At 34.8% G+C, this 16281-nt stretch carries 15 protein-coding genes and 2 pseudogenes; 3 read left to right on the top strand and 14 right to left on the bottom strand.

Translation table 11 applies throughout. The features are described 5' to 3' along the window. Window positions 1–185: pseudogene (locus tag WMO75_RS15985) on the top strand (MobQ family relaxase); the annotation flags it as partial. 707 nt (window positions 186–892) lie between these two features. On the opposite strand, the gene WMO75_RS15980 reads toward WMO75_RS15985, so the two are convergent. From WMO75_RS15980 to WMO75_RS15925, 12 genes and pseudogenes are all read right to left on the bottom strand, one after another. Continuing rightward, the gene (locus tag WMO75_RS15980) at window positions 893–2044 is read right to left on the bottom strand and encodes a hypothetical protein (RefSeq protein WP_349078496.1); all 1152 of its coding nucleotides are present in this window, start codon (window positions 2042–2044) and stop codon (window positions 893–895) included. 39 nt (window positions 2045–2083) lie between these two features. Continuing rightward, window positions 2084–6496, bottom strand: coding sequence for a DEAD/DEAH box helicase family protein (locus WMO75_RS15975; protein ID WP_349078494.1), 4413 nt, complete (start codon window positions 6494–6496; stop codon window positions 2084–2086). Next, the gene (locus WMO75_RS15970) at window positions 6489–7148 is read right to left on the bottom strand and encodes a hypothetical protein (RefSeq protein ID WP_077327348.1); all 660 of its coding nucleotides are present in this window, start codon (window positions 7146–7148) and stop codon (window positions 6489–6491) included. The genes WMO75_RS15975 and WMO75_RS15970 overlap by 8 nt, the downstream gene beginning before the upstream one ends. Window positions 7149–7318: 170 nt before the next feature. Next, window positions 7319–8008: a hypothetical protein gene (locus WMO75_RS15965; RefSeq protein WP_117591687.1), complete on the bottom strand. Its 690-nt coding sequence runs from the start codon at window positions 8006–8008 to the stop codon at window positions 7319–7321. A 53-nt stretch (window positions 8009–8061) separates the two neighbouring features. Beyond that, a complete protein-coding gene (locus WMO75_RS15960) occupies window positions 8062–8328 on the bottom strand; it encodes a GIY-YIG nuclease family protein (protein ID WP_077327345.1) in 267 nt (88 codons plus the stop codon). Window positions 8329–8434: 106 nt separating this feature from the next. Beyond that, window positions 8435–9247, bottom strand: a complete 813-nt coding sequence (locus WMO75_RS15955) for an HNH endonuclease (protein ID WP_117591688.1) — start codon at window positions 9245–9247, stop codon at window positions 8435–8437. An 83-nt stretch (window positions 9248–9330) separates the two neighbouring features. Next, a complete protein-coding gene (locus WMO75_RS15950) occupies window positions 9331–9702 on the bottom strand; it encodes a TnpV protein (protein ID WP_349078491.1) in 372 nt (123 codons plus the stop codon). Window positions 9703–9733: 31 nt separating this feature from the next. Further along, window positions 9734–10051: pseudogene (locus tag WMO75_RS15945) on the bottom strand (23S rRNA (uracil(1939)-C(5))-methyltransferase RlmD); the annotation flags it as partial. Beyond that, window positions 10002–11774 (bottom strand): recombinase family protein, encoded by a 1773-nt coding sequence (locus tag WMO75_RS15940; RefSeq protein WP_349078489.1) that lies wholly within the window; start codon window positions 11772–11774, stop codon window positions 10002–10004. The gene WMO75_RS15940 and the pseudogene WMO75_RS15945, both read right to left, overlap by 50 nt. Window positions 11775–11839: 65 nt before the next feature. After that, the gene (locus tag WMO75_RS15935) at window positions 11840–11989 is read right to left on the bottom strand and encodes an SHOCT domain-containing protein (protein ID WP_173721364.1); all 150 of its coding nucleotides are present in this window, start codon (window positions 11987–11989) and stop codon (window positions 11840–11842) included. Between the two features lie 433 nt (window positions 11990–12422). Beyond that, a complete protein-coding gene (locus WMO75_RS15930) occupies window positions 12423–12704 on the bottom strand; it encodes a helix-turn-helix domain-containing protein (RefSeq protein WP_173721363.1) in 282 nt (93 codons plus the stop codon). After that, complete coding sequence (locus WMO75_RS15925) at window positions 12691–13128, bottom strand: RNA polymerase sigma factor (protein WP_173721362.1); 438 nt, start codon at window positions 13126–13128, stop codon at window positions 12691–12693. The genes WMO75_RS15930 and WMO75_RS15925 overlap by 14 nt, the downstream gene beginning before the upstream one ends. A 540-nt stretch (window positions 13129–13668) precedes the next feature. On the opposite strand from WMO75_RS15925, the gene WMO75_RS15920 reads away from it, so the two are divergent. Continuing rightward, window positions 13669–14013, top strand: a complete 345-nt coding sequence (locus WMO75_RS15920) for a helix-turn-helix domain-containing protein (protein ID WP_173721361.1) — start codon at window positions 13669–13671, stop codon at window positions 14011–14013. An 88-nt stretch (window positions 14014–14101) separates the two neighbouring features. Here WMO75_RS15920 and WMO75_RS15915 read toward each other — a convergent pair whose 3' ends face one another. Beyond that, the gene (locus WMO75_RS15915; RefSeq protein WP_173721360.1) at window positions 14102–14437 is read right to left on the bottom strand and encodes a hypothetical protein; all 336 of its coding nucleotides are present in this window, start codon (window positions 14435–14437) and stop codon (window positions 14102–14104) included. A 179-nt stretch (window positions 14438–14616) separates the two neighbouring features. Here WMO75_RS15915 and WMO75_RS15910 point away from each other — a divergent pair, with 179 nt between their 5' ends. Beyond that, the gene (locus WMO75_RS15910) at window positions 14617–14871 is read left to right on the top strand and encodes a helix-turn-helix domain-containing protein (RefSeq protein WP_173721359.1); all 255 of its coding nucleotides are present in this window, start codon (window positions 14617–14619) and stop codon (window positions 14869–14871) included. Window positions 14872–15073: 202 nt separating this feature from the next. On the opposite strand, the gene WMO75_RS15905 is transcribed toward WMO75_RS15910, so the two are convergent. Next, window positions 15074–16027 (bottom strand): Abi family protein, encoded by a 954-nt coding sequence (locus WMO75_RS15905; RefSeq protein WP_173721358.1) that lies wholly within the window; start codon window positions 16025–16027, stop codon window positions 15074–15076. Window positions 16028–16281 lie beyond the last annotated feature (254 nt).

The following is a 16281-nucleotide window of genomic DNA, read 5'->3' as shown; positions in this document are numbered from 1 at the left end:
CTTTTGGTAAGTATTATGACTATCACCGCCGTGATATTGCCGCCAATGAGGTAGATTATCTCAATGTGGAAGATCCTGATGTTTTTTCCTATCGTGCCTGGGAACTTGAATATCAGAGGAAACAGGAGATGCGGCGAAATCAGCCTGCTCGAACTAAGAAAAGGTCGTATGATATGGAATTATAATTTGGTTCTTCTTTGCCCATTATAAACACAAGAGCTGAACAAATAGGATTTTTCGTCCTCTTATCACAGCGGCCAGACGATAAAATGTCAGATGAGCAGTTGGAACAGCTTGCCCCATGGAGCGAGACTGCGAAAACGAACTGTCAAAACTAAAATAGAGAAAGACGCTTGCATCTATCATTTTGGTGCAAGCGTAATTCATGAGTAACGTAGCAATATTTTGCGCTTACGCACATTTTGCCCTTATTCAATCCGCAACCTAAACCCTTCTTGTTGTCGGAAACATATCGAGTTTTTCTAGTTGCTACTATTCTGAAAGTATATCACCGCGAACACTTGTTTGTAATATTAATCTACAAAATAACGAAAATATCTGACAGCCGCGAAAATCGTGCACTCCCCCTTTTATGATTCTTATGGTAACAAACCGGCTGTTCTAATAAATGGACAGCCGGTTGCACTCATATTTCACCTTACTTTCAACCCATTCGAGTATCCAGCGTTAACCATTATTCGTCGCATTATTTCATACGAGACGCCATATTTTTGTGCAAGCTGTCTAATTGTCTTTTGACGACCAGCATATTCTTTAATGGCAGTTTTCTTTTCTGATTCAGACAAAAAATAAATCATACTAGTGTGCTCCTTTCTCTTTTTTGTAAGTTAAGGATAGCACCGTTTTTCTCCAAAATACTTAAGTACGAAATTTAAAAATTTTCTTGGGTTAAAAATGCCCATAGCATCTGCCCAATATATACATCTGCATACCGATGGTTATCAGTCTGCTTACCATACTTATCACCGAAATACTCTACGTACGCATCATTAATATCCTCTATTTCCTCAGCAGTCACCGGAAAAATAGCTGGCTCGTCATTTTTTATTGCCTCTAAACGCTGCTCCAATGCCATAACTTCTAGTTTTGCTTCCGCAAGTTGCTTCTCATAAAATGCTACAATTGCATCTTTCCCCTCCATCTCGCCAGATTCAATTTTTTCGGCCCAGTTTTTCCAAGCAGAAGCTCCTTTGGAATATGTATTTGTTGTATATTCTTCAAACTCTGACGAGACATACCATGACTGTACCATTTTGTAATACACATCCCTTACAGCGCCAACATCAGATTCCTCATCTTTTATAGACTCATACTGTATTTCTTCCTTATCGCTATTCATCTCTAATGCAATAGCCTTAATCAACTCTGCCAAGCCAACGTCTAGACCAACATTTTGAGTACCTATTGCTGGTTTTTGCATAGAACTCATGTTAAAAGGATTTGGAAATACACCAAATTGAGCGATCCAAGGGACAGCCTCTATAAGCTTATTATTCATGTATTCCATGTATGTCATTTTATCCAAATTAATAGCAAGAGCCTGACAAAGCTTACCTATATTTTCCTCTGGTTGATTCATATGCGTTTCTGTAAATAATGCCAATCCATTTACTACTCTTTCCGCCCATATTACAAGACACTTTGTAGTAAAATGACTCTGGCAAGATTTATATATAAGTCCTCTCAATTCTTTTGGAAGATCATCTACATCTTTTAATAATGCCCTATAAAAATCACAAATCTGAGTCACTGTAACATTATCTCTGTTAGCATTTTTTCTACTTGAAGGGTTTTTATCCCAATTTTTTATTAGAATTGCCAATAATTCAGCACAAACAACAGGATAAAAGTTTTCTCCTCCCTCAATGCTAGAATCCATTTTAAAAAGAGTTGGATCTATTTCATATCTCTCAAAGACTTTATCTCTTTTGTTTTCAAAAGTACTGCTGGCTTTCATTCCGCAAAGCTTTACCATCTCTGAAGTCGAATAATCAGCAAGCCTTCTTTTTTTCTGCTTTGGCACAAAATCCCTCCTTTCTAAGAATAAGTATTTTACCCAAAGTCATATATTAAGCTGAAAATTTACCATATCAGAGAGCGACGTAATATTCTCATCCAATATCAGTTTTTCTTCTTTTATTTTTACTCTTCCATTCGCCGAAGAAAGACTTTCATGTGTTTTACATAAACAATCGAATAAAGCTTTTATTTTATCTTTATCTATTCTTGAAAGATAATAAATTGAGAAAATTGTAAAATCTCCCCACAACGAGGCAATTATGCCATAATCACTTTCTGCGAATCGAGTTACTATATTTTCAAATAAAAGATTCCATGTATTATCATTGAACATTTCATAATAACGTTCAAATACATCGCTAATTCCGCTGCCTATATAACCATACTTGCTTTCAGATAGAATAAATTTAACAACACATCTATTTACATATTCTTCCATATGTTTTTGGGCGATAATATCTCCTGCCTCCATAATCAGCTTATGTAATCCGATTTCTCTTTTATCTATTTGTGTAAGAATTACTCCTTCCGCCTTTTCATTATATCCATCTTCTTTTAAAAGATTGATAATTTCGAGATTATAGTCCCTTCCTGTTTCTACAGAGAAATCTTTATGTTCCGCTTTATCATACAATCCTTTTGCCATAAGCTTTTCCCGAATTTCAGAACTTGAAATGCGAGAAATAATTTCATAATTGTAACTTCTTAAGGTTTCCAATCGATTGTATTCTCTATCATTCTCTATATACTCTTTAATCCATGAATTTGTAAGTCTGTATAACGCAATTAATTCAGAATCATCAGAAATCAAATCTATATTGCAATATAGAGAATCAAGAACTTTCATTCTCCAATAAACTAAATCTTTAGGAGTATTTTTTAGTTCAAATAATGCATTACAGTACTTGTACCCCAATTTAACGGCATCCTCTAGCAACTCTCGGTCAACTTCACTTGAAAACCTATTATCACCAATAGAATCCGCTAAATTTGAAACGTAAAACAGTCTCATGCCATAACAGCATAATTTTTCTTCATTCAGAGGAAGTTTTTTATAACAATCAAGTAAACCATTTAACGAATAGTCTTTTCTTCCCACATAGCCAAACATTCTATATTTCTGTTTTTCACGTACTTCCTCTATAAACTTGTTTTCTCCAAAGTATTCTAATGCAGGTATCATGTTTTTACATAAATCTTCCATCTCATCATATTCTGATCTCCAAGCCACTCCATCTTCGCCACACCAATATTCTGCAACTTTTAGAAAATCAGCATGCGCATTTGATATACAGAACAACCTGTTAAACTCCGGAATAAATCGAGTCTTATCCCATTCCAAACATTGAACAACCGCTTTACAAATAGTATCGATAATTCCTGCCTTGGGGTTATGCTCGGAAAAGCTCACCAATACTTTACGTAAAAATCTCATAACAGTATATCCATTACAATCATGAGCAGATCCAGCACCGTACTTATCCGCAAAATAAATCAATGAAAAGATATCATCTTTAGATAATACATCATTTCTGTCCACCGAATAAAATTGTTCACTAACATGCTTTGCAATATCATACTGTGCCAATGCTGGTTTATAACCTCTTTGTGATTCACCATTATGAGTTAGATTCAATATTTCTTTATAACATTTTTCAACTAACGATTCCTCAATCCTACCAAACAGGCACAAGTTAGCCTTAATCAAAGAAATTATTCTTAAATCTTCGTATTTATAATCTCTATCTATTTTTATAATATCACTTAAATGGTTGCCAATATATTCTATCCCAGCTTCGCATTTATATGAGTTTAACAGTCCATATGTGCAAATCTCTATAATTATTTCTATAGATGCAGACATTCCCAAAAGAATATTCAACAATTCGTCAAATGATTCTTTTTCAAGATTCTTTTCTTCTGTAATCTGATGAATATATGCATACAATGAATCTGGATTATACCATTTAAAAGTGAATGTTTGCCTGATATCTTCTTTTGATGTAATACTTACACTGGCATCTAACCATCCATCTACAAAATAAACATAATCGTTAGAATTTCCAGTAAGAGCATCCATATAATCTGCACCATAGCATCGAAATATATATCCTGCCTTAACAAGCGTTTCTTTGTTTAGCTCCCCGCTTAACAATGCCTCTATATTATATCCACTGAGGTATTCATCGAAAAGTTTATGTCCTCGTTCAAATCCAGCCTTAGCAGCAAAATCAATATCTAAAATGATTTGCTCTATATCATTTTTAACATTCAAACAATATTTTTCCGCTTTAGTCTTTTTGTTGATACTTTGTGCTTCAAAATAATCCGATTCTTTTGCATAATACTGTATGCAATTTGCATACTGTGCCAAACAAAGAGACACTGCACTTGAATGTATGCATACTTCTTCAAGACTATCCATTGGCAATTGGTGCGCTAGTATAAACTGCTGAAGTATCCTATCAAACGATATCCCATATAATGCTGAATCCATTACATATTCAACGTCAATCAGTTTCAACACCTCATCAGTGGCCTTACAAGATACTAGCAAATTAAAAGAGATATCATATCGATATTTCCATAATTCTCTATCCTGTTTAATTCGATTAATTATTGATTCGGTAATTCCTTTTATATTTGAATTGTGAATAATTGCATTCTGTAAAAAAAGCCTTACATCATTATGAAAAGCGAAGTATCTATCGCCTTCACATACAATAATTGGATATAAGCCATTTAAAACAAACGCCGCCTCGTCGTGTTCAACTCCACACATTTGAGCCACATCATAAGCGTTAATACGTTTACTTGAAAACGCCATAATTGCCTCAATTTTGTATAGCAAAAGGCTTTTTTCCTGCGAACTAATAATCCATTCGTAATATTTATCAATTTGTTTATTTAAAAACCTACTATTTAGTTCCTTCTCTATTGCCTCGAAGGAAAGTGGCAATACCATTTTCTTCAATTCCAGAATTGCAAATATTATATTAAGAACATTGTTCCCAATAACTGAAATAACGGTTTTCGCCAAGTTTTCCATATCGACTGTATTCTCTGCTACACCGCTTTGCTCTAATAATATAACAACATCATCTGTATCCAAAGCCGGCATGCTGTAATATGTAATACCTTTATTATCTTTCATCCAAGACGGATAACCATCATTTATAGGCTGTCCGACCAAGACAAAATAAAAATCATCCCCGATTTCCTCTGGTCTTGGCAATTGAGATAAAAATGAATTTCGTGCATCTTTTGATCTTGCAGCATGATCTAATCCATCTATAAAAAAGTAGCAAGGCCTTCCTATACATTTTGCATATTCCGGTAGGAAATGTATTACCGTTTCCCGCATTTCAGAAACAGACATAAATTGGTATATAAGTGGAAACTTTACAACAGATAATAAATTATTCTCTTCAAATTTTTTCTTAAGCTGTACGAGAATACTTCTCCACAAAATATTGCCCAAATAAAAGCCTTCATCATCACTATATGAACCATCTACTTTATTTACTGGGAGATATGTGTAAAATCTAAAATCAACTATAGACTCATTCATCTGTGATAAATAACTTATAAAATTTGTTTTTCCACAGCCCGGTAATCCTTCTAAGAATATGATATGATTACTATTCTTTTTAATGTCATCTATAAAGGTCTCCCCAAACCGTTGTCGAGAAGGAAGTATCGGTTTTTCTGGACATAGTTCATATGAAGGAACATCCGGCTCGGTATAGCATAATGCTCCATATACATTTTCTCTTGTTATTTCCTGCTTCTCTCTTCTTGATGTTGCCCATATATTCAATTTAGAAAGAAGACTATTTAAGCAAAAATCTATCGCATCACTATTATCTGTTCCTAGTATTTCGCCAATCTTCACACGTATTTTTTCTTCCACATCAGCAAGACACGACTCTTTTCTAAAAGAGAAAATTTTAGTGAAACACGCCGCCTCATTTGAATCTAAATTTATCTCCAAATTTTCTCTGTACCATTCGATAGCCTTCTGCTCATTAGGCTTTGCCGAAGTATAATTATAATTATCTTGTAAGCATGGAAACACCTTGGAAATAAAGTCATCCATTGAACACTTTCCATCTGTTTCCTGCGGACCCCATTTTTTATTTGTTACAATTTGAATACCTTTAAAATTATAATTATCTTTATTATTCTTCCATTCTAAAGCCAACTCATTCAGTAAAGGCTTTTTCCCAGAAGCTAAAAAAGAATATGTGAAATTAGCATCTTCATCTGTATGTTTTACTTGAATATTTAAAATGCTTTTATCACTATAATTTACTACGACATCATCTAATGCCTGAAAATCAGTTGATTGAAGTATTACTGATTCAATTGATGTATCTTGTAGCATATTCAAGCATTCTAGTATTCCAATTTCCCATTCAAACCAATAAGGTGTACCTATTCCCGAATTATACATGTTCTCCCTCTATTCTTTTCAAAACGTAATTACATAATTGATAACAATACGTCTCAACTTCTTCTGTAGACATATTTATATGGTATCCATTCACAAGCGAATCAAATAAATAGTTTATCTCTTCGTAATAATCCTTATTATAAAATTCAACTCCAAATAATTTATTCAAGCCTCGTACCATTTGAGATAATTCTTTATAATTTACTGGAAGGACATAATCGATTTTGTCATCAATAATCTTCTTCATCAGCCTCTCATTTCCTATTATTTTTGAGGCTATATTTATAAAATCTCCACAAGTTTCAAAAACATTCCAATCACACATGAACTGCCAACGAAAAAAGAAAGGACTCCATACCTCTGCTGGTTCGATCTTTATATTATATGGCACCAATTCCTTCTTTAATTCATCCTCTATGCAATTATAAGTTCCTTCCAATATGGCTATATCATTTTTTCTCACATCAATCGGATAATAAACGCCCTTATCATCGCATATTATGTAACCAATTATTCTGTAATATTTTTCAATGACATTTATAGCATCTCTTGTAAAAAAAACAGATCCTACAACTAAATCATCATTATAATTTGAGGTGTCTAATTCCCTAAAACAATGCTTAAAATCATCAAAAACTAATATTGAATCCATATAAATTACCTTCTTTGTTGTACTTATTTATAATAAATTGCCCAGCCTGTTATAGGCTGGACATAAGTAAGTTTTTATGATAACTAAAAAACAGCTTTCAACCGATACTTCTTTGATATCTAATTAAAAGAAATTGTGTTATATCAACTTGTCACAACCATTTTTCACAATCACTTTGATTCTATTTCATACTTCTTAAAAAGTTCGGGACATTCCTTTTTATATCTCTCAGTTGGTGATAAACCACCTTCATCCGGCAACAATCCTTCTCCACTGCTAACAGAATGGGGCAAATACTTGCATTTAAAATATACTGTCGGATATGTGTAAATAATACTCATATTTCCAAACAGTTCTTTCATTAGGTAAATTTCAATAATATAAAGTGAAGCCAATGCTAATACTGCATTTTCAAATGTTGCATTTTTTATAGATTCCTTTTCGTCATGCTTTATCGAATTATATGCAAACCACCAGTCCAAGCCTTCTACTTTTACATTCTTTCCATTATCAATACGTGTCGTCTTCCAATCATGTAAAGGTGTATTAATCCAAAAAGGTGTACTTACTTCAAAATCAATAATTTTAGGGAATACTCCTAGTATTGTTTCGCTTATATCTCCTATCCTCTTGGTTTTTACTCCCTTAGCACTACATAAGGCCTTACTCATTATTTCAAATTCAGAGGCTGCTAAAACAATTATTTGTTTAAAAATATCAGAGTATACTTTTCCATGTACAAGTTCTCTTATTCCATCATGTTCTTGCAAACCATGGTCTATATAATGCTTTGTATCATCCAATCGTTCAGCAAGGGAACAAAAATAATTCCAATGCTGTATAAGTTCAATTTGCTCCATACATTCTTTTCTGCTTTCTAGTTTTGAAAGCATTCCCCCATTCTCTATGATTTCTAATTCTTGTTATATCCAAATTGTCGAGTCATTAAGAGCTCTTTCCACCAGGATTCCCTCTCTAATATCGCATCATCATCTGTTGTACTTTTATATATTTCCAAGATGCTATATCTGAAATTCTTCTGGATATATTCAAAATCCAAACTCTTCAACTCAATATTTCCACCATTTCCATTGGCTATGTAATCCTTCCATCTTCCCCAAATCATATTTTCACCTGTTGCAGAGCCAACATATTTCTTTCCATTTGAAGAATCCGTAATATAACATGTTTATTTCATCTCAATATTTTTCACGCAGGAATGTAAACTGCTCATCATTCTTTATTACTTCCAATAGCCCTTTATGACAGTTATCCATTATTATCAGTTACCACTCGTACCGTTTCCTAGGAAAACCTAATCCATGTATTCCTATTTCTTCACAAATTGAAGATAATATCTTTAATATTTCTTCCCTTGTTGAATCAAACCATATTGCCAAATCTCTGTCATAGAAACAATACATCACATCATCTTCTCCATATAATGAATATGCTCCAGTGTCTTTTGCAATTTTTAATCGTTTTCTTAGTGCAACCAACATATCACAAATTGTATTAAGCTTCTCCCGCCACTCTATATTTACAACAGACGATTTTCCGTCTGCTTTTTTTAAGATACTTCCGTCTCTGGTTCTAAGAACTCCCGTATTTAAAGCGATAATAGTATCCTCAATAGCCTTATCAAAATCTTCCATTCTTCCTTCTTGATATATTCTATCCTGAAATGCTGGACGATCAAAACATTGCACAAAGAACTTTATAAGTTCTTTATCTTCATGTTGCTCCTCTGCTGTTGCTTCTTCCAAATCAAGAACTGCCATTTGCTCTGAAATTTCCTTCCATTTTTTCAATTTAGCAATCGTATATCTATTCACATCTGAATCTATTAATTTTGAACACGACTGGCATAACCATATTCCATTTTCTGCTGATGCTCTCTCTTGAGACGTTATGTTCTCATCATACCTTGGTCCGCCTTTAGAAGCTGCTGTAATATGAGATGCAACTCCAATATTTATGATATTCTCTTTTCCTATTCCTGCTCCACGAGTTGCTTTTCTACAATTAGGATTGCTGCATTTCCATCCAACTCTATTAGCTAACAAATCCTTTGTTCTTTGTGAAAAATCATCTCTCATATAATTTTACCTCCACCTTACACTTTATCATCTTTAAATTTTCTATAATCAACGAAAAGCTCCCGAAAGAGCTTTCCATTACCTTAAATATACACTAATTCTTTTAACACAATCTCTTCTGCCCTACTACGAATACCATTTACCACTCTGACCCATTCCATCTGATCACGAACTTTCAATTCCTCCGTAATCCCCTGCTTCTCCATCATCTGACGCACCAGAATATCCATCCTTTCCTGTGCTTCATCGTCTACAACATTCAGATGTTCTGTCAATCTGTCTTCCAACATATACAGTGAATACATTACCGGACGATGCTCTTTCAGATATGTTTTCCGCATCATTCCATATTTCCCATAATGCGGTTCTTCATCTGTACTGACAAGATTCGGATAGTAAATTCCGTCTGCGCCAAGTGTGTAGGTTCCACCCATTTTTTCAAATGTGCTTTTCATGTGTTATTCCTCCTTGAAATCAGCGATTTCCTTATATCATCGCAAAATATTTCAGGGCAGCCTTGATAGCTTCTTCCTTCTCTTTCGGGCATTGTGGAACTCTTGCATTTTCTGATTTTGGAAGATTATAGTTTTCTCCCACTTCAATTCCACATTTGCGTTTTACCTGAGAAATATATAAACTTGAAACCTTCAAGCCAAATTCTTTCAGCACATAATCTTTGATTTCCTGATAGGTTGCTTTCAACTCGGCACTGGTGGCATCCAGCTCGTCCAGGTCTAAGTCGATCTCTATCGTGTCATCTGGTTTTTGTTGGGACAAAAGAACAACCGTCTCCACATGTGTTGTCACTAACAAAGGAACACACTCCTTTTAACTCGTCTGCGATATGGGAACACAATTCTTTGGTTTTATCCCCCATCTTCTTAGACTTGTCGAAACGCTCCTTTGCATTTCCAATTTCATTTTTTAATCCTGTTTTATATATGAAAGTAATTTTATAGGGATCTTTATTTCCATCTTCATCAAATCCACCAACAATTACTTTTTCGATTATACTCTCAAATATACCTCTGTCAAATTCTTCTAATACTTCATTTTCTGACAGTGCTTTTTTGAAATCTGAAACCCTTCTTTGTAAGGAAGTTTCATCATCTAATTGTTGCTGTAAATATTCCAGCTTTGCTTTTTCATTTGTAAAATCTTTTTTTAACCCTATATCAGTTTCTTCGTAAATATCCTGTGAAACAATACCTTTTAAATATTTATCAAGAAGTACCTTTCGCTTCGCCTGGATTTTACTTATATTTTTATCTAAGGCAGTTATCTGTTCCGGAATAGAATTTTCACCCAGTGTTTTTTCAACTCTTCTCAAAAACTCATCCAAAACATCTCTATTGTCCTTACACAACATTCGATATGATTCAATGAAGGCTTCCTCTATAACCTGTTCTGGTATTCCTTTGCTGTCTGGACAAAATCGCTTTCCATTTTTGGTTGATTTTACACATTGCCAAATCGTTTTCTTATATTTAGAGTTACTGTGCCAACGCCTTCTGGATAAACTTGCACCGCAAAATCCACATTCTAACATACAGCTAAAAGCGTATTGTCGGCTAAATTTTTCTCGTTTACCCGGTGTAACATTATGCTTTCTTCCACCATTTCTTCGGTTCCGAATTTCCTGTGCTCTGTCGAAAGTTTCCTCCGACACAATTCCCTCATGATGATTATGTATATAATACCGATCTTCTTCACCAAGATTATCCAAACGTCTTTTAGAAATCGGATCTACTGTAAAAGTCTTTCCTAATAAAATATCACCCTTGTACTTCTCGTTATTTATAATTCCCATTACGCTGGATGAAACCCAAGGATTTCCCTTTATAGTCAATATTCCCTGTTCATTCAATTCTCTGGCTATCATAGTGCTTCCAGCTCCTGCTACATATCTATCAAAAATGTAACGAACTGTTTTTGCACCTTCTTCGTTAATTGAGATTGATTTTGTATTTACATCATAATCATAACCAAGGCATCCTTGAAAACCAACTAACTCGCCTCGTTTCATCTTCATCTTCAAGCCTTTTTTTACATATGCGGAAGTATTTTCTACCTCTTGCTGCGCCACGGAACTTAATATCGTCATAAGGAACTCACCATCTTTTAAAGTATTGATTTTCTCTACTTCAAAGTAAACAGCAATATTCCGTTCTTTCAACATTCTTACATATTTTAAGGTATCAAGAGTATTTCTTGCAAATCGTGGAATACTTTTCGCTATTATCAGGTCAATTTTACCATCCATACAATCCTGTATCAATCTTTGAAATTCTTCTCTTTTATCAACTTTTGTACCTGTGATCGCTCTATCTGCATAGACTCCTGCAAATATATATTCCTTATTACTTTGAATTAAATCCGTATAATGTCTGATCATCGAATTATAACTTTTAATCTGATCTTCATCATCTGTACTAACTCGACAATATGCTGCAACCCTAAGACGTTCAATTCTTCTTCTGGAAGAACCATCAAATGGATCATTTGCTTTAATAAGTTCTATTTCCACTTTTGTCCTCCTTTGTGTTCCTACCGTAGTGTTCATTTTCATTATAGAGCAACACAGGAAGTTCGTCAAGCTGTTATATTGGATACAATACCATAATCTTTCATCAACCTTTTTTCAATCAGCAAATATTCTGCTTCGCTAATTAATTTCTTTACAAATAACTGTTTTAACATTGCTAACTGCATACTATATCTCAATAATTTTTTACCGTTCATTATTTTACCCTTTCATTATTTCTTTTACAAAATAAATTCTGCAGGTAGCCATCAGGTCATGGCTCACATTGGTATTGCACCATCTTCTTCAGACCGGACTATTGCCGGAAGTATCATTATCAAAAGCAGCATCATCGCCACAGAGTTCCCATCCTCTGCCTGTAATCAAATATTTCTCGCTCGTACCTTTACTTCAATACCGTTATCAGTATTTCTTCGTTTACAATCCCCGCCAGCTTTTCGACAAATTGTCGGGAAGTGACGGAAACAGGTAGTCCTGGCGTATTCATCACATAGCTCAACTGCTCCATACGTCCTGCAGGATCAGCAATATTCAATTTTCAAGGTGCGCTGTATTCGGTCATTCAGCTTTTGAAAGGGAAAAAAGCCTTATTCCGGATACCGTATAATCAACTCAGAAAAGTTTGCTCTTCTACTGTCGATTTCCAACTTTACCTGTCTCATAAGGCACAGGCTTAAAAGCTAGAATTTTTGTAATCAGCTTTGTTTCCAAACGCCGACGCAGTGTTTCATCTACACAATAATGTACCTGTCCAAATTCATCGAACATAATTCTGGTAGACAGGCTGGCTATGTACCCTTCGTAATGTTTCAACACGGTATTGATTGCTTCCACATCACCTTCTGATGCTGCCTTAATAATATGGAAAGGCAGCAATTCAGATTTCTTCATCTGTGTATCATTCTTTCTCATCTGTACTTACCTCCATAATATTTTTCAATAATTCGAGTGAGCGTTTACGATGCTCATGGATGGTACTGCGGACAAGATTCATTTCTCTTGCAATCTCTGCATCACTCATATCCAGAAAATAAGACAGTAAAATAACATTCCGCTTCTTTTCTGTTAATGTCTGTAACGCCTCCGCAATCAATGCATCTTTGACTTCAATATCATAGCCAAGAACCTGAAAACGATGTGTTTCAAGATTGTATTTATCCATTGTAAAAAGTTTGCTCAACTCCTTTTCCGGCAATTCTGACAACAGCACTTCGTGCCTTTGCCGATAGGCCATATGTCTTTGATAATCAATGACTTCGCCCTTCAGTGCCAATTTACATATCCGATCAAACTGATGTCTAACCGTCCATTCATCCCAGGAAGAAGATTGCTCCATTAGAGTTCACCCCCTTCCCGTCCAACTGGTTATGAGCGAAATTCTTATTTCCCTTTCGCTCCATATCCCGATTGGTTGATACCCGGTGTCGGGGGCTTCCTAAAAATTTTTTTGAAATTTTTAAGAATATATAAAAAACGCCCGTACAGGCAGCTAACAAGCCTGCCCATCGGACGTTATTTATATCAAATCTTCTGTTTTTACCTTCTGTTAATACAGCGTATAATTCACTTTTCAGAGCAGAAAATTTCACAGCAACAAAAATGTTGCCTATTTCTGCCTCCGGATCTGCAGAAAAATATTTCTACATTCTGTAAAACAAAAAAATCCTTTGAATTGTCTGGATTTCATGAACCTCCCAAACGCATCAAAGGACAAAAAGCTATGCCAAAAACCTCTGAACAATGCGTTTTTTTATATGCACTGTCCAAAGTCCTATTATTTTCTTCAAAAGGGAACTATGCCCTTTATATTTCGTGAACTATTGCTTCATTTTCTTTATTCTTTGTGAACTATACACTGTGTATGGAGGTGTAAGTCATGGCAAAGAAAAAGCAAATCGACAGAGAAATGGGATTGTTTTTTAAGAAGGCTCGAACCGACCAGAAACTTACTTATGAAGAGGCTGCGGAAATATCCGGTATTTCCAGCAGATATTTAAAGGCAATAGAAAACAGCGGAAATGTGCCCAGCTTTGAGAAGATCAAACAACTTGTTTGTGCATTGAATGTTTCACCTGTTCCTTTGTTTTATAAAGATAATCATACAGAGAATCTGGACTATCAGCGGCTGCAATTATATCTGGCTAAATGTTCCGATGACCAGATTACTACCATTCTGGCCATCGTTGAAGCCTATCTTCGTACAAATAAAAATCCCACGTAAGATAATAACGGGAATATATGTCTTTCATCTGTAGTTTATCTGAATTTTTCTGAAGGTGGTATGTAAAAAACGCATACCACCTCACATCTTATTCTTTCAACTTTTCTACCAGCTTTTTCATATTACTTCCCTTTTTTATAAGTCCCAAACCGCCCAACAGTTCCACTCCATCCATAATTCCCTGATAATAAGCACGTTGCTCTTCTTTGAAATGAGCTTGCTCTAACACCTCGATGTATTCTTCCAGAACATCTCTGTCAGCATCAGGCATTTTTTCTAAATGCTGCGTAAATTTTTTCTGCATTTTTTTCATCTCCGCCACTGATTCTTTCATATCTTCTGGAGCAACTGCATACTTCCGTTCCTCTGAATCGCAACGTATTTCCTCCAGAAAATTTGCTACTGTCTCATAAAATTCATTCATACAATTTCCACCTTTCCTGCTAAAAGTATTTCATGTTACAGGCTGTATTATTAATTTTCCTTAACTACCGAACAAGAAAATTTTCAATAACTTCATCTTTAGAAGTATGTTATCAGGATTTCTCCTTAAAATCAATATATGACAACTTCATCTTTAGAAAGTTTTGTGTGAGGAAGAGAATGATAATTTACTGGGATAAAAATACAAATTCCAAAAATCGAATAGGAAAACGTGTGAAAGAGCTGCGAATAGCAAAAAAACTTTCCCAAAAGGCACTTGCTGAACAGCTTCAGCTCGCTGGGTATGAATTTAATGATTTGACAGTATTACGAATCGAACAGGGAATCCGTTTTGTACCTGATTATGAAGTGGTGGCTCTGGCAGAATATTTCCAGGTATCCTGCGATTATCTGCTGGGGATAACAGAAAAATAAGCAATGATCTGTGTTAATTGTACATACATAGACCATTGCTTTTCTTTCAAAAAAAGTAAATGTAGTTATTCATATTTTTCTACATAAAGTCTCAAAAAAACGGACAGATGATCTACACCTGCCCGCCCCGCTAATAGGATATTTGGATTAAGGCATTACCCTTGCCTCCCAACGGCTTTAATATTATATGTAAAAATTCCAATTAAAATTCTGTAATCTGATCATACATTTCTTCCCAGTTTTCAGGAAGTATTCCAAGTAAATTGATATCCAAAGATGTTCTTTTAATTAACCTCTGTATATCCTTTTTTAGCTTTTCTTTATCTTCTGCCGGAATGAGTTTTTTAAGAGCATATAATCTGGAATACAAATCATTATCCTCCGGTAAAATTTTTGCATCATCTACCGGATCAAGCAATGCAACAGAAGAATTCATACCAACCACCATGGAATTATGGGCGCAGTAATTTCGCAAATTTCGCACAGCATCTAACCAGGTATCTACAAGTTCTGTATCTCTTTTCGCATAATTTCCTTTTTGAAATGAATATACTAAAACCGATTTTCTTAGATCTCCACGCAGATAATTATACATCATCGTGACTGTTCCAAAATCAAAATAACTGAATGCCACCCACACAGGTAATTTATTACTCTGGCGATTTCCACCTTTTCTATATTCTTTCAACTCCGGATATTTGCGTACATCTTTCCTGAGTTTTTCTTCCTTATCCATAATATCTTTAAAAAACGCATTGTGAAAAAATGCAATATTCTGTTTTCTTTTTTTTGCGTCCTTTTCACCTTGTGATGGCGTATAAAACTGTTTATCCAAATAGAATGTTCCGTTCTGAATTTGAATAGCGCAAGCATTCGATACTGCACTTTTAAAACGTACCTCTGCCCGATTACAATAATATGTCAAAATCCGGCGAAGCTCTACATCAAACCAATACAATGAGAATAAAGCATCTTGTTTTGATTTACTTCCTACCGCTTCAACTTGTGACAGAAGAAATTTTCCATATCTGCTGGCACGAAAATATCCTGCATAATTCAAAAAATCCCTCATCTTCTTCTTTTGTCTGAACAGCACATACTTTTTCATCATCAGTACTTGTTCTTCAAGTGTAATCGGTTGTTCTATAACTGCCATTTTTTTCACTCCTTTATGGTAAAAAAAAAGAATGGATATACCATTCTTAATCCCGCTAATGGGATATTTGGATTAGGGCATTACCCTTGCCTCCCAACGGCCTATAATAAAAATACCATCATCATTCGGAAAAGTCAATATTTTTCCAATAATCTATCGTCTACTTTTTCATAAGCTGTTACTGTTCAAGGGTTAGCTGGACTTAAGAAGACCGATGGTGTAAACTGGTAATAGTTAGAGCCATCGGTCTTCTT

Origin of the sequence: Blautia intestinihominis (assembly GCF_040096655.1) — a bacterium.
GTDB lineage: Bacteria > Bacillota > Clostridia > Lachnospirales > Lachnospiraceae > Blautia_A > Blautia_A intestinihominis.
This window is presented reverse-complemented; position numbering and strand designations above follow the sequence as displayed.